We start from the raw sequence: 13,188 nt of genomic DNA, 5'->3' as shown, positions 1-13,188 counted from the left end.
CCGAGAATCCACCGTCCCAAACGTCGACGTCCGCGACCAGCCCCCTTACGGTGCCCGGCGATTGCCTTTATAATCCGCACGGAGATCGGGGTCGTCGATCACAAGCAGAATCGCTCCGTTGTCGAGATCATCTTCGAACTTCTCGATCTCATCGGAGTCGAAGCCGTACCGCTGAAAGCGGTTCCTGAGTTCGTCGCCTCGTTCGTTGTACCGCTCGGCCACGAGCTCTCCGAGGCCTTCCAGGGTTCCGCCGGTGCCGACCACTTCGTCGGTGCTCTCCGCATCGTGGGCGAAGACGTGCAGGGCCGTCTTCGGCACGCCTTCCGACGCGAGTTTCTGCAACTGATTGAGCACACCGATGTCGTCGTGAAAGGTCTTCACGATCGGCTTGTGACTCGTCACGTCCGGCTTCTGTGGGTTGAGATCGTCGTTGCTTCCCATGCCGCTCAACATAGCATTGCAGAGTCGCCGGCACGGCGGACGATGTCAGGCCGGAAAGCGACTCAGGCAGGCACGCCGCCCAGCATGGTGGCGATCAGCCCCAGTACCGCCAAGGCCGCGATGACGATCACGATCACACGTTTGCGCATGGTCCGGATTCTAGTGCGACCCACCCGCCGGATGTCCAAGGCGCCCGACTGCGGGCCACCGTCATCACAGAGTCGCCCGTCACCACGGGTTGGCCTCCTGCCAGCGGGTGAACCAATAGCGGTCACCCTGGTAGTGCGACTTCTCCGGCTTGCACCCTTTGAGATCCGAATGCTCGCCCAGCCACGTCCGCACCAGCGGCATGACCTCGTCCAGACGATCGACCCAGTCATCGAGCGGCAGCAGCAGAACCGATCCGTCGTCGGATTCCAGCCGGCATGAATAGTTCGGCAGCCCCTCGGTGATCTGCGAATGCGTATACCTGATCTGATCGCAGCCGGTGGTGAGGTAGAAGCGGATGAACTCACCGCAGACATAGGAGCACAGCGTTTTGAAGTTCCGGTAGCGGATCATCCACGCCGGAGGATCATATTCAGACATGTGTTCTATTCTAGGTCCTGAGTCTGACAACTGCCGAGGCGGTCGAGGATTCGGGCGAGGGACAGCCGCCGCGGTCAGTGGACGGGGGCCTGCGTCAGCGGCGTGAGCTCACACGAATCAGGATGAGCGCGAGGATCACGCACAGCACATAGGTGATGCCGACGGCGATCCAGCCGAGCACGAACCCGCCGGGTGAGCCGACGATGACGCCCATGAGCAGCGGTCCCAGGGCGAAGCCGAAGAACATTCCGGCAGTGACCATGCCGCTGGCCGAGACCATCGAGGACGCCGGGATCGCGCGCATGAGTGCGGCCATGAGCACCACGGAGACGCCGAGCGCAGAGATGCCGTGGAAGGCCACTGCAACCCAGACGAGCAGGGCCCACCCGGCAACGTCGGCGATGAGGAATAGCACCGCCCCGGCCAGCGCGATGAGGGCGAGGACCAAAAGCAGGCGCGGCCCCGAGGCGCCTTTGGCCATGCGCCTGGCCCAGGTGACGCGGGCGATGACGCCGATGACGCCGGCCAGCGCGGCCGAGGCGCCGCCGAGGACGAGGCTGAAGCCCATCTCCCGCACGGCGAAGAGCGGTATGTACACGTTCGTCGCCTGCACGCCGATGCCGTTGATCAGTCCGAACAGCGCCAATGCCCACACCATGCCGGGGTGCTTGGCCGGACGGGTGGGGGCAGGTTCGGGGTCAGGTCGGGTCGCCTCGGCGGGGGTGTCGGTTGGGGATTTCGGAGCGGTCAGCAGCGGGGTGGTGCGCAGGGAATACCAGGTCATCGCGAGCAGGATGAGCGGGATGATCGCGACAGTGAGTGCCGCGCCGCGCCAGCCGATGCCGAGCGCGAGGACGGGGAAGGCGAGGCTGGCGACGAGCTGGCTGACCTGGACTCCGGACTGTTTGATACCGACCCAGCCGATGCGTTTCCTGTCCGGGACGCGCTCGAGGAGGATCCGGTTGGTCACGCCGTTGGGGAAGGATTGGGCGATGCCGGACAGGGCGGCGGCTGCCAGCAGCATCCAGAATCCGTCGGGCACGGCCACAAGCAGGAGGGCGAGTGCGGCGAGGACGAAGATGAACGCCATGAGCGAGAGGTCGGAATGCCGGTCGGCGAGACGGCCGAGGGTAGCATTGCCGATCGCGGCAGCGCCGAAACAGGTGGTGGCGAGCAGGCCGAAGTGGGCTTCGGAGATGCCGAGCTCGGCGATGATGGAATCGCTCGTGGCACTGAGGCCGTAGAGCATGATGGGCCCGGCGGCGACGGCGCCGAGGAGGACGGTGAGAAGACCGATGCCAGGTGTCTTCTGATCCGGTTGCTGGCCCTGGTTGGCCATTGTCCACCTCCTGTCGCCGGCATGCTTCAAGTCAGCATGCTAGCCGGAGGCTGACGACGGGTGTTGCGGTGTCTCAGGAGCGGTTATGCAACCGCGGTGGCACAGCGCTACGGGGGCAGAACGGGTGCAGGTTTGGGCAGGTCTGTCGCGGATTCCTCCGCGGTTCAGCTTTTCGAGCGCCGCACCGAAGATCGGTAAGCCAGGGCGATGTCAATGGCGAGGATGCCCGCCCCGCCGACGAAGACGGCGAGCGCGACCGCCGCCGGCTGCGGTTCATTCCATGCCAGCAGCCCGCACAGTACGGAGGCGAAGATGACGATGAGGGCACCGTTGCGGAATCGCCGGACCAGGCCGGCCTTCTCATCCGAGTTCTCAACGGCCTGCAGCGTGTAGGTCATCGTCACTCCATCTCGTTGTCGGCATCTCCGCCAGGTGCGGTCGGAATGCGCCGGGGTCTGTCACCCGCGCCCGTTCCAGTCACGCCGGACAGGCACCGACAGCAAGATTAGCCTGCGAGTTCGGGCTCGGATTGCCACATGAAGAAATTGTTGAATGTGTCAGAATTTTCACAAAAGCCGTACTACCGCGACCGGCTGGGCCGGACGCCTGCTCGCCCCTGGCAAACGTCCGATCGATCGTTATGACTGTGTTACCGAACTGCTGAGGGTTCGAGGCTCAGCGCCGGGACAGGTCGGGGTGCGGGACGATCCGGTAGACCCAGAGGCAGCTGACGAGCAGCCAGGCGAATCCGGCGACGACGGCCAGCCACAGCAGACCTACCCCGATCGGGGAGGCAGACAGCGCGGCCCCGGCGAGGAACGCGACGACCACGACGACGCCGAGGATGCGTGACAGTGCGGCGCGGCCGCGCTCGCCGCGACGGGCGAAGGTGCCGGCCAGGATGAGTGCCGCAACGGTCAGGCCGATGAACAGGGCGGCGCCCATGACCAGGTGCAGGATCCCACCGGTGGTGGCGGTCGCCTCGGCGCCGGGAGGGAAATCGGCAACGGGATCGGGGCGGAATACCCCGGCGAGCACGAGCGCGGCGCCGGCGATGATGACAGCGATGCCGGTGCCGCGTGACCGGTCGGTGGGCGCGCGCAGCAGTCCCCACCCGGCGACGATGACCATGATGCCGGTGAGGGCGAAGTTGAGGATCTGGAGCCAGCCGCCCTCACCGAGGCTGAGCAGACTGAGCGAGTGACGGGTCAGGTCGAATCCGTCCCTGGTCAGGGCAAGGATGAGGCCGAACGCGATGTAGAAGGGACCCGCGACGACGCCCCACCCGAGCATCGATCGGGTGACTGCGGCACGTACGTCGAGACCATCTGACATACTATTACGATAAACGAAATATCTTGAAACCGAAAGAGTTTGCCGCGTGCGGGTCTGGACTAGATGCGGGTCTGGCGATAGCGGCGCACGACTTCCCTGCCGAAGACTGAGAGGATGTGGACATGAGTGATCCCGTTCCTGAGGTCCCCGAGATCAATTCGGGCGAGACCCCGATGTGGCGCGTCCTCGACCGCTATCGGGAACTCGAACTCCAACTGGCGATCTTCGGCCAGCACCTCAGTGCACGGCTGGGGATGCGTCCGATCGACTTGCAATGCTTCAACCTCGTCCACCGCCACGAGGCTGTGACGACCGGTGAGCTCGCACGGATGCTCGCGCTGCCGCCGGCGACGACCACCGGCATCATCGATCGGCTCATGCAGCAGGGTTGGGTGGTCCGCGAGCGCTCGGAGACCGACCGACGCACCGTCGTCGTCCGCGTTGATCCGACTCACCTGCCCGAGCTGTTCTCACAGTTGGCACCTTTGGGTGAGGAGCTCGGTGCCGGGTTGTCCGGACTCGATGACGCGGCCCTGGAGACGATTGCCGGCTTCCTCGATCACGCCGCCGAGGCTACCCGCCGCGCGACCGGAGGTCAGGAGTAGCCACCCGCTCCTGTCAGACGGTCGCCGTGTCCATCACAGCGTTGAGCGCCGTATCGACGTCGGACTCGTCGTTGAAGAGGTGGAAACCGAAGCGCATATTCCCTCCGGCCTGCGAGTACCTGACCCTGGCCGCGTCGAGTCGGTCGGGGGCACCGGGCCAGGACCGGTCGACGATCCCGAGCTCGATCGACACGATCGCCGAGTTCGACTCTGCAAGGCCGAGCCCGGTTCTGAAACGGTTGGCCAAGGCGATGTCATGAGTGTGGATCTGGTCGATGCCGACGTCGAGCAGCAGTTCGAGCGCTGGAGCCGTGCCGACCCATGAGTGCCAGGCCGGTGAGATGTCGAAGGCGCGAGCACCGTCGGCCAGATGCATCGGCATCCCGTAGCTGGCAGCTCCCCCGGCTGCGAACCAGCCTGCGGCCAGAGGCTTGAGTCGGTCGAAGAACTCCGCACGGCGCGAATGGGAGTTGTCGGCGGCTATCGCTTGCGACGGCATCGTGAGGAACGCTGTCCCGCGCGGGGCGCACAGCCACTTGTAAGCGGCGACGGCGAGGAAGTCGACGTCGGTCGCGTTGAGCGGCAGCCATCCGGCCGCCTGCGTGCCATCGAGGACGGTGAGTGCTCCGACTTCACGTGCGGCGCGGGTGATCGCCGGGATATCGGCGACCTCACCGGTCGCGGACTGTGCGGCGGAGAAGGACACGAGCGTCGTGGACTCGTCGACCGCCTCGGCGAGGGTTTTCAGCGGCGCGGCGCGGACCCGCACCCCACGGTCGGCGTGGACGGCGAACGGGTAGACCCCAGAGTTGAACTCGATGTCGGGGATGAGGACCTCCGTACCGTCGGGCAGTGCGGCGGCGATCGGGGCGAGCAGCTGCGATACGGCGGCCCCGGTGACTACCTGATCTGCGGGAACACCGACGAGGCGGCCGAAGAGTTCGCGGCTGGTGTCGACCGATTCCGCCCACCGCGGCCAGGGGACGCTTCCAGCCCGCCACTCACTCAGGGAGCGCTGCAGCGCATCCCATCCTCGCCGAGGCGGCGGACCGTAGGAGCAGGAATCGAGGAAGGCCGTCTGCACGTCCCATTCGGTGCGTGCCTGCGCAATGGTCAGACGGGAGGTGGAGCCGGTGGGATCGTCATTGATGTCCATGCCAGCGAATCTAGCACCGGAACCGCGGGGCCGCCTCGGCGAGGTCAGGCCACCCGCTCCGGGTACGAATACGCGTTGAATTTGCCCTTGCGGTTGAAGGCGATGACGCTCACGCCGACGTCCTTGCCGTAGTCGACGGCCATCGCGGAGGGGGCGCTGACGGCGGACATCATCGGGATGCCGGCCATCGCGCATTTCTGGACGAGTTCGAACGATGCCCGCGCGGACACCTGCAGGACGGTCGATCGCAGCGGCAGGCAACTGTTGGCCATGGCCCAGCCGATGACCTTGTCGACGGCATTGTGCCGGCCGACGTCCTCGCGACCGACGAGTAGTTCGGGTTCTGCGTTCGGGTCGTCTCCGACGGCGAACAGCGCAGCGGCATGGACTCCGCCGGTCCTGTCGAAGATCTCCTGCGTCTGCCGCAGCCGATCGGGCAGCTCACCGATCCGGGCGGCGGAGAGCAGCTGCGGGAACTCGTACTCTCCTTGGTCCTCGACATGAAACGCGGCAGGAATGAGGGGGAAAGCGGAGGTCTTCGTCACGGCATCGGTTGCCGCGGTTCCGCAGATCCCGCACGAGGATGAGGTGTAGACGTTGCGGGCCGGTGCCGTCTCGGGATTCCAGATCCCAGGAGCCAGACGCACTTGGGCGACGTTGTAGTTCCGGCTGCCATCGGGGGCGAGTCCGGCAGAGAAGTTCACCTCTTCGATATCGTCCATCGATGTCACGACCGCCTCGGAGAGCAGATAACCGGCGATGAGTTCGACGTCGTGTCCGGCGGTGCGCATGGTCACGGTGTACTGCTCACCGTTGAGCTGGATCTCCAGCGGCTCCTCGCCTGCCAGGGAATCCGGACCGGCCGAGATCTCACCGGTGGCGTCGAACTTATAGACCCGGGCTCGCACGGCCTTGCGCATCTGCATTCTCCGTTCCTCTCTCAGACCCGGGGGCCGTGGTCGGTGGTGTCCTCGACGGAGGTCTGAATGTGCTCAAGGAGGTCGTCGATGACGGTGATTCCGTCCTTGACCCCGCCCTTCGAACCGGGGAAGTTGATGACGAAGCTGCGTCCGCGCACTCCCGCGACTCCGCGGCTCATCACCGCCGAGGATGTCGACTCGAGACCCTTGCGCCACATCGCATAGATGAGGCCCGGGGACTGGCGTTCGAGAAGTTCGGCAGTGAATTCAGGAGTGCGATCGTCGGGAGCGAGCCCGGTGCCGCCGCTGGTAACGATGACGCGAGGACGGTCGACTTCCGGAGTGTCGACGAGGAGTTGCTTGAGTGCGTCGCCGACGGGTTCGCCGTCGCGGACGACGATAGCCTCGGGAGTCTCATAACCGCGGCCGCGCAGCCAATCGACGAGGATCGGACCCGTCGTGTCCGCGGCCTCTCCCCTGGCCGCCGAGGTGGAGGCAATGATGACCGCAGCCTTGCGTCCCGCCCCGAGGAGTTCGCCGTTCTCTTCGCTCACCTATCTGCCCTCTTCCCAATCAGTTTCAATCGCACCCGTAAGCAGCACATCTGGTACGTGTGCCTGCTCGCGATCCCTGCGCTCACCCACGAGGCACGGTCTTGGCCACCATTGTCCCACTCCGATCGGGGATGACCAGAGACGGCACGACCCCGGGTCGCGGGGAAGAGACGGCAACGCAAGGGACGAATCGTTGAGGGCTGCTCTCGCTGCTTTGCCTCGTTGGCGATAAGGGATTGCCAGCGTATTGCCATGTTCGGCACATACCGTGTGATTGCAATTTCAACCAATCATGGAGATCACCGTGTACGCAACGACCGGACTGCCGACCTTTGCCCGCGACATCATCACTCTCATTGCCCGGATCGGCCTCGGCGCGATCTTCATCGCCCACGGGTGGCAGAAGTTCAATGAGTGGACCATCGCCGGAACGAGCGATTCGTTTGCGCAGATGGGAGTGCCGATGGCCGATATCGCGGCCCCGATCGCGACCTTCGTCGAACTCATCGGCGGAGCACTGCTCATCCTCGGTGCGCTCACTCCCATCGTCGGATTCCTGCTGGCAGCCAATGTCATCGGCGCCCTGATCATCGTCCACCTCACCCCGACCCCGTTCGTCGATCAGGGAGGCTGGGAGCTCGTCGCCTCACTGGCCGCAGGCGCTCTGCTGATTGCCGCTGCAGGTCCTGGCCGTCTGAGCGTCGACCGCCTCCTCTTCGCCGGCAAGGCAGGCAAGGGACGTAAGCGCTCGAGCGCATCTCGCGCCGTGGCCGCCGACGCCTGAGCTACAGCAAACGCCAGGCACTTGGCTTGCCCAACGCAGTCACCACCCTCGCCGCGGACCATTCCCGACCCCTCGCACGCCGCAGGTAATGTGAGGGCAGGTCGGGATGGCCGCTCGCGGCGATCACGACGCCGGCGGCCACTACGCAGTCAGAAGAAGGAGAAGCGGTGGATGATCTGAGCCTGAGCACGCTGATCTGGCTGCGCATGGCCCGCTTCGTCCAAAACAGCAACCAGCTCTCCAATGAGCACCTGCGGCAGTTCGGGCTCACCGTCGCCCAGTTCGAAGCCCTTGCCCATATCCGCAATTTCGAGCCGATCACGCAGTCCGCTCTCGCCGAAGGACTGACCGTCAGCAGCGGCGGGATCTCCCGCATGCTCGCCCGGCTCGAGTCCGAGGGCCTGATCTCTCGCGAACAGGACTGGAAGACCAAACACATCTCGCTGACACCCAAGGGCCGCGAACTACTCGAACGGGCGTTTCCCTCGCAGCAGGAACAGCAGGCGTCTTTGTTCGACGATTCCTTGAGCGAGGACGAGAAGGTGCAGCTGCACGCACTGATGAAGAAGCTCTACGACACCAGCCGGAAGCGCGGCGAGAATCCGCGGGAATAATCCCGCGGCCGTCTCAGTTGACATGGCAAATGACATTTTCGTCACCGTCACGAGGAGACACCTTGAGCGAGTCCGCGCAGCTGCACACCACCCCTCAGCAGCATTCCGAAACGACTGAATCCCTGCCGTCACAGCAGCCTAACTATATGCACGAATTCGGTTTCGACCAAGGCCAGGGACTGCAGTTCGGCATCTACAGCCTCGGCGACCATCTGCCTGACCCGCACGACGGATCACGCGTCGACGCCGGCCAGCGCATCCACGAGTTCATCGGCTACGCCCAAGCCGCCGAGGCAGCCGGACTCGACTTCTTCAGCCTCGGCGAGAGCCATCAGGAGTTCTTCGCCTCGCAGGCCCATGCCGTCATCCTCGGTGCCATCGCCCAAGCCACGGATACGATCCGCATCGGCAGCTCCTCGACGATCCTGTCGACCTCGGACCCGGTCCGGGTATTCGAGAACTTCGCGACGATCGATCTCATCTCCGGCGGTCGTGCCGAGCTCGTCGCCGGTCGCGCCTCGCGGGTCGGCCTGTTCGAGCTCCTCGGCTACGATCTGCGCGACTACGAAGAGCTCTACGAGGAGAAGCTCGATCTGCTGCTCAAGATTAACCGCGAACAGCAGGTGACCTGGTCCGGGCAGTTCCGGGCTCCGCTCAACGACGCCGAGGTCCTCCCCCGCCCCACCGGGCTGGCGCTGCGCATCTGGCGCGCCGTCGGCGGGGCACCGGCGAGCGCGGTGAAGGCGGGACTGGCCGGGGTCCCCATGGTCATGGCCCACCTCGGCGGGACCACCTCGGTGTTCAAGGGCACCGTCGATGCCTACCGTCGCGCGGCCGCGCATGCCGGATTCGATCCGGCCACATTGCCGATCGCCACGGCGGGATTCTTCCATGCCGCGGAGACCTCGCAAGAGGCGCTGCAGGCGATGTATCCGCACATCAACGAGGGGATGAAGCGCACGAACGGGCAGGGCATGCCCAAGCAGCATTTCGCGCAGAGCGTCCACCCGGCGAGCATCGCGAACATCGGCAGCCCTCAGCAGATCATCGAGAAGATCCTCCACCAGCATGAGGTCTTCGGTCATCAGCGCTATCTCGCACAGGTCGACTTCGGCGGGATGGCCTATGCCGACGTGATGAAGCAGATCGAGATCATCGGCACCGAGATCCTGCCCGCCGTCAAGAAGTACACCGCCACCGCGCCTGCGGATCCGCCGACCGAATCCGCCGGTTCAGCGTCCGGCCCTGCCGGTTCTGCGTCCGGCTCTGCTGGTTCCGCATTCGATTCCGCCGAGGAGGCGCTGGCATGAAGATGGTCCTGCTGTCCGGCTCGAACGTCGGGACGAAGACCCGGACCGTGATCGATCACCTCGCCGAGGCGGTCACCACCTATGACTCCACCATCGAGCTGAGCGTCATCGATCTCGCCGAGGCGGACATGGTCTTCGCCGACGGTCGGAACTTCACCGAGTACACCGGCGACACCGGTCGAGTGGCCCGGGACCTCATGGACGCCGACGCGATCATCATCGGCACCCCGATCTTCCAGGCCTCGATCCCGGCGGCGCTGAAGAACGTCTTCGATCTGCTGCCGACGAGCGCCTTCCTCGACAAGGTCGTCGGCGTCATCGCCACGGCCGGTTCGTCGAAGCACTATCTCATTCCGGCCCAGCACCTGCTGCCGATCCTCAGCTACATGAAGGCGCAGGTCGTCCAGCCGTATGTGTTCGTCGGCGAAAGCGACCTGCACCGCGGCGAGATCGTCAGCCACGACGTCCTCCAGCGCCTCGACCGCCTCGTCGAGGACACCGTCGTACTCACCCGCACGTTCGCCTCGATCCGAGAGGAGCGGGACGCAGCCTACGGGTTCTGATCGTTCAAGAGCGATGATCCGCCCACCGTCTGAATATGCGAACTCTGCGTGCAGCGCCCCATGACCAAGGTCAGGCGCGCAGCTTCTCAAGATGCGCAGCGAGGAGCTCGCGAGCACGCTCAGGAGCAAGAACCTCGGGGTGAAGCGCCGAGCGCAAGGTCAACCCGTCGATGAGGGCAGCGAGGGTCTCGGCTTCGACTTGAGCGTCGAGGCCCGCGTGCAGGACTCCGCGGGCACTCATACTCTCAACGACTCGGGCCATGAGAGCACGGGTGCCGCGCACGGAAGTCTCGAAGACGTCGCCAAGCTCCGGTGCCGTGCGCGCCTCCTCTTCGAAGGCCAGCCACACCACCGACTCCCGCCGCCGGGTCTCGTCGAGCGGCAGCAGTTCGGAGAGGAAGTCGACCGTCAGCTCTTTGGCCTGATCGCGATCGATGCTCCCAGCATCGAGCTTGGGAAGCATGTCGGCCAATCGTGTCTCCAACCGATCTCCGACACGTTCGACGAGGGTCTCGAGCGCAAAGCGCACGATCCCGTCGGCGCCGGAGAAGTAGTGCCGGATGGAGCCGATGGCCAAGCCGGTTTCATCGGCGATCGTCCGCAGCGAGACCTTGGAGAGTCCCTGCCTGAGGACGATGGCGAAGAGCGCATCGGCAATAGACTCACGGCGCTGAACAGGGTCGACGAATTTCGGCATAGATCTTTTATAGCACACCCATGCCACATCATGCTATCATTTTAGCACGCACATGCTAATACATCAAAGGAGATCACCCATGTCACCCCTCCTCATCACCCTCGGGGTTGTAGCCGTCATCGTCGTCGTCATCGTTCGACGCTTCCGCGGAGAGCCCGTCGACGCCAAAGATCTCGCAATCCCACCGTTGATCCTGCTGGGACTGGCCGTCAAGGAACTATGGGGATTCAGCCATTGGACACCGGCGAACCTCACCTTCCTGACCGCCTCGGTGGTGGTCGGTGTCAGCTTCGGAATGCTGCGCGGAGCTTCCACGGTCCTCTTCGAACGAGACGGGACTCTCCACCAGAAATACACGGTGAAAACGATGATCATCTGGGCCTGCAGCCTGCTGGCAGGGCTGGGCCTGCATTTCGGAGCTCAGCTCATCGGCGCCGAGGAAGCCGTTCGGCCTATGACACTGAGCATCGGATTGAGCCTGCTCGGCGAAGCGATCACCTGCGGCGGGCGGGGTCTGCAGTCGGGCATTCCCTTCAGCAATCGCGACGCGATACGGAACGGCTCCGACACATCAGCACTGAGCAGCCTCGTCGACCGCGCGCGACACCGGTGAGCGGGCTCGTCGACCACGTGCGACAGCCGTGAGCGGCAACGTGCTGGCAAGGGCACGGTTGACGACGAGTAGCACTCGTTTCAAACGTGGGCCACTCAACTCAAACCGTGCCGTAGCGGCTGCCCGATCCAGCGAATCAATACACCCTGCTCTGAATTTCACAGCGAGGAAAGTGGTCATTTCCGAGGACCCTATGCAGAACCATAACGTGCGCTCCGACGAAAGGCTCGCGCCCACCAACACGCACCCCAATTTGGCCGACGGCGCGCTCGAGCCGCACCCGCACCCCAAGCCATCCGGTGCCGCAGGTCACCGGATTTGCCGGGCCAAGCGGGCCTGGATAACCTGAAAGCGGAAGGAACCAGTCGGGACGACCCGGCTGAGTGAGACTCACGATGAGGACGGCCTCAGAGACAGGAAGACCTTTCATGACCGCCGCCCTCCGCACCATCATCACGCCGACCGCAATTCTGCGACTCGTCCTCGGCTGGGGCGTGTTCATCGCCCTGCAGTTCATGGGCTCTCTGCTTGCCCCGCCGGTCCCCCTGCCGCTGCTCGTGACCGCACTCGTGGTCATCATCGCGGTCATCCTCATCTGCGCCTTCGGAGTCGTCACCGAGGCCGAACACTTAGCTAACCGCCTCGGCGACCCCTACGGCTCACTCGTGCTGACGATCTCGATCTGCCTCATCGAGGTCATCCTCATCGCCGCGGTGCTGCTGGGCCCCGGCGACCACGCGACGATCGCCCGCGATTCGGTGATGGCGGTGTCGATGATCATCCTCAACGCCGTCATCGGCCTGTGCCTGCTCGTCAGCGGACTGCGCCACGGCGCGCTCACCCACAACCGCACCGGCGTCTCGAACTACCTGGTCATGATCGTCGTCTTCGCCGCCCTCGCCTTCGCCGTGCCCGCCCTCATCGGCACCCCCGATGGCGCATACGAGATCTGGCAGGAGATCCCGATCATCGTGGTCACCGTCGGCTCCTACGCCTTCTTCCTCTACCGCCAGATGGGACCGCAGGCCCACGAATTCACCGAGGTGGCCCCCTTCGAGGCCGTGCAGGCGATCACCTCATCGACTGCCGAAACGACGCAGTCCTCCCCCGCCGAGGCGGCCGGCCGGCCCGAATCAACCCGACCCGAGGCGGCCGGCCAGACCGACGACGCGTCTCACGGAATCGTCGAGATCCTCTCGACCCACCGCGTGGAGATCGTCCTCCGGCTGGTCCTCCTCGTCGCCACGGTGCTGCCAATTGTGCTGCTCTCCCACGATATGGCCACGCTGCTAGACGACGGTCTGGGCCGCTTCGGCGCTCCGGTGGCACTGTCCGGGGTGGTCATTGCGATGATCGTGTTCCTGCCCGAGACGCTCACCTCTCTGCGAGCGGCGTGGAATGGCGAGATCCAGCGAGTGAGCAACCTCTGCCACGGTGCACAGGTCTCCACGGTGGGGCTGACGATTCCGACGGTTCTAGTCATCGGTATGCTCACCGATCAGCAGATCGTGCTCGCCGAGTCACCGATCAACCTCGCGCTGCTGGCGATCACGCTCATGGTCTCCATCATCGGTTTCGCCGCCAAGAAGGTAACGGCCGTCCAGGGGGCCGCTCACATCATCATCTTCGTCGTGTTCGGCCTCGCACTTTTCGCGTGACCTGCCGAAAC

At 64.8% G+C, this 13,188-nt stretch carries 16 protein-coding genes; 7 read left to right on the top strand and 9 right to left on the bottom strand.

What is annotated here, in order from left to right:
• Nucleotides 1–45 precede the first annotated feature (45 nt).
• From HIM68_RS05545 to HIM68_RS05525, 5 genes are all read right to left on the bottom strand, one after another.
• Nucleotides 46–441: a general stress protein gene (locus HIM68_RS05545; protein ID WP_172170493.1), complete on the bottom strand. Its 396-nt coding sequence runs from the start codon at nucleotides 439–441 to the stop codon at nucleotides 46–48.
• Nucleotides 442–669: 228 nt separating this feature from the next.
• Complete coding sequence (locus HIM68_RS05540; RefSeq protein WP_172170491.1) at nucleotides 670–1,029, bottom strand: hypothetical protein; 360 nt, start codon at nucleotides 1,027–1,029, stop codon at nucleotides 670–672.
• Between the two features lie 94 nt (nucleotides 1,030–1,123).
• Entirely contained in the window at nucleotides 1,124–2,368 is a 1,245-nt protein-coding gene (locus HIM68_RS05535; RefSeq protein WP_172170489.1) for an MFS transporter, read from the bottom strand.
• Between the two features lie 164 nt (nucleotides 2,369–2,532).
• Nucleotides 2,533–2,766 carry a hypothetical protein gene (locus tag HIM68_RS05530; RefSeq protein WP_172170487.1) on the bottom strand — a complete coding sequence of 78 codons (234 nt, stop codon included), beginning with the start codon at nucleotides 2,764–2,766 and terminating at the stop codon, nucleotides 2,533–2,535.
• A gap of 277 nt (nucleotides 2,767–3,043) precedes the next feature.
• Nucleotides 3,044–3,703, bottom strand: a complete 660-nt coding sequence (locus HIM68_RS05525; RefSeq protein WP_216656959.1) for a DUF998 domain-containing protein — start codon at nucleotides 3,701–3,703, stop codon at nucleotides 3,044–3,046.
• Between the two features lie 122 nt (nucleotides 3,704–3,825).
• Between HIM68_RS05525 and HIM68_RS05520 the strand changes: the two genes are divergently transcribed.
• Nucleotides 3,826–4,308 carry a MarR family winged helix-turn-helix transcriptional regulator gene (locus HIM68_RS05520; RefSeq protein ID WP_172170485.1) on the top strand — a complete coding sequence of 161 codons (483 nt, stop codon included), beginning with the start codon at nucleotides 3,826–3,828 and terminating at the stop codon, nucleotides 4,306–4,308.
• A gap of 13 nt (nucleotides 4,309–4,321) precedes the next feature.
• On the opposite strand, the gene HIM68_RS05515 is transcribed toward HIM68_RS05520, so the two are convergent.
• Genes HIM68_RS05515 through HIM68_RS05505 form a run of 3 tightly spaced genes read right to left on the bottom strand, consistent with a single transcriptional unit; the run spans nucleotide 4,322 to nucleotide 6,938 of the window.
• Entirely contained in the window at nucleotides 4,322–5,464 is a 1,143-nt protein-coding gene (locus tag HIM68_RS05515; protein WP_172170483.1) for an aminotransferase class V-fold PLP-dependent enzyme, read from the bottom strand.
• A 44-nt stretch (nucleotides 5,465–5,508) separates the two neighbouring features.
• On the bottom strand, nucleotides 5,509–6,390 hold the full coding sequence (gene fdhD / locus HIM68_RS05510; RefSeq protein ID WP_172170481.1) for a formate dehydrogenase accessory sulfurtransferase FdhD: 882 nt from the start codon (nucleotides 6,388–6,390) through the stop codon (nucleotides 5,509–5,511).
• Between the two features lie 14 nt (nucleotides 6,391–6,404).
• Nucleotides 6,405–6,938, bottom strand: coding sequence for a molybdopterin-binding protein (locus HIM68_RS05505; protein ID WP_172170479.1), 534 nt, complete (start codon nucleotides 6,936–6,938; stop codon nucleotides 6,405–6,407).
• Between the two features lie 304 nt (nucleotides 6,939–7,242).
• Between HIM68_RS05505 and HIM68_RS05500 the strand changes: the two genes are divergently transcribed.
• From HIM68_RS05500 to HIM68_RS05485, 4 genes are all read left to right on the top strand, one after another.
• On the top strand, nucleotides 7,243–7,722 hold the full coding sequence (locus HIM68_RS05500) for a DoxX family protein (protein ID WP_172170477.1): 480 nt from the start codon (nucleotides 7,243–7,245) through the stop codon (nucleotides 7,720–7,722).
• Between the two features lie 167 nt (nucleotides 7,723–7,889).
• A complete protein-coding gene (locus HIM68_RS05495; protein ID WP_172170475.1) occupies nucleotides 7,890–8,336 on the top strand; it encodes a MarR family winged helix-turn-helix transcriptional regulator in 447 nt (148 codons plus the stop codon).
• Nucleotides 8,337–8,398: 62 nt separating this feature from the next.
• Entirely contained in the window at nucleotides 8,399–9,646 is a 1,248-nt protein-coding gene (locus HIM68_RS05490; protein WP_253903775.1) for an LLM class flavin-dependent oxidoreductase, read from the top strand.
• A complete protein-coding gene (locus tag HIM68_RS05485) occupies nucleotides 9,643–10,209 on the top strand; it encodes an NADPH-dependent FMN reductase (RefSeq protein ID WP_172170473.1) in 567 nt (188 codons plus the stop codon). Before HIM68_RS05490 ends, HIM68_RS05485 begins: the two co-directional genes overlap by 4 nt.
• 70 nt (nucleotides 10,210–10,279) lie before the next feature.
• Here the strand turns inward: HIM68_RS05485 and HIM68_RS05480 are convergent, their stop codons facing one another.
• Nucleotides 10,280–10,906 (bottom strand): TetR/AcrR family transcriptional regulator, encoded by a 627-nt coding sequence (locus HIM68_RS05480; RefSeq protein WP_172170472.1) that lies wholly within the window; start codon nucleotides 10,904–10,906, stop codon nucleotides 10,280–10,282.
• A 79-nt stretch (nucleotides 10,907–10,985) separates the two neighbouring features.
• On the opposite strand from HIM68_RS05480, the gene HIM68_RS05475 reads away from it, so the two are divergent.
• Both HIM68_RS05475 and HIM68_RS05470 read left to right on the top strand, forming a co-directional pair.
• A complete protein-coding gene (locus tag HIM68_RS05475; protein WP_172170470.1) occupies nucleotides 10,986–11,519 on the top strand; it encodes a DUF1453 family protein in 534 nt (177 codons plus the stop codon).
• A 428-nt stretch (nucleotides 11,520–11,947) separates the two neighbouring features.
• Entirely contained in the window at nucleotides 11,948–13,177 is a 1,230-nt protein-coding gene (locus HIM68_RS05470) for a calcium:proton antiporter (protein WP_172170468.1), read from the top strand.
• Nucleotides 13,178–13,188 lie beyond the last annotated feature (11 nt).

Source organism: Brevibacterium sp. CT2-23B, assembly GCF_013168765.1.
In the GTDB taxonomy this organism is placed as follows: Bacteria; Actinomycetota; Actinomycetes; order Actinomycetales; family Brevibacteriaceae; genus Brevibacterium; species Brevibacterium sediminis.
This window is presented reverse-complemented; position numbering and strand designations above follow the sequence as displayed.

Excerpts from the sequence above, each read along its gene's own strand:
- HIM68_RS05480 (WP_172170472.1), bottom strand. The coding sequence starts at position 10,906 with ATGCCGAAATTCGTCGACCCTGTTCAGCGCCGTGAGTCTATTGCCGAT.
- HIM68_RS05470 (WP_172170468.1), top strand. The coding sequence starts at position 11,948 with ATGACCGCCGCCCTCCGCACCATCATCACGCCGACCGCAATTCTGCGA.
- HIM68_RS05515 (WP_172170483.1), bottom strand. The coding sequence starts at position 5,464 with ATGGACATCAATGACGATCCCACCGGCTCCACCTCCCGTCTGACCATT.
- HIM68_RS05475 (WP_172170470.1), top strand. The coding sequence starts at position 10,986 with ATGTCACCCCTCCTCATCACCCTCGGGGTTGTAGCCGTCATCGTCGTC.
- HIM68_RS05485 (WP_172170473.1), top strand. The coding sequence starts at position 9,643 with ATGAAGATGGTCCTGCTGTCCGGCTCGAACGTCGGGACGAAGACCCGG.
- HIM68_RS05545 (WP_172170493.1), bottom strand. The coding sequence starts at position 441 with ATGGGAAGCAACGACGATCTCAACCCACAGAAGCCGGACGTGACGAGT.
- HIM68_RS05530 (WP_172170487.1), bottom strand. The coding sequence starts at position 2,766 with ATGACCTACACGCTGCAGGCCGTTGAGAACTCGGATGAGAAGGCCGGC.
- HIM68_RS05525 (WP_216656959.1), bottom strand. The coding sequence starts at position 3,703 with ATGTCAGATGGTCTCGACGTACGTGCCGCAGTCACCCGATCGATGCTC.
- HIM68_RS05540 (WP_172170491.1), bottom strand. The coding sequence starts at position 1,029 with ATGTCTGAATATGATCCTCCGGCGTGGATGATCCGCTACCGGAACTTC.
- HIM68_RS05520 (WP_172170485.1), top strand. The coding sequence starts at position 3,826 with ATGAGTGATCCCGTTCCTGAGGTCCCCGAGATCAATTCGGGCGAGACC.
- fdhD (WP_172170481.1), bottom strand. The coding sequence starts at position 6,390 with ATGCAGATGCGCAAGGCCGTGCGAGCCCGGGTCTATAAGTTCGACGCC.
- HIM68_RS05535 (WP_172170489.1), bottom strand. The coding sequence starts at position 2,368 with ATGGCCAACCAGGGCCAGCAACCGGATCAGAAGACACCTGGCATCGGT.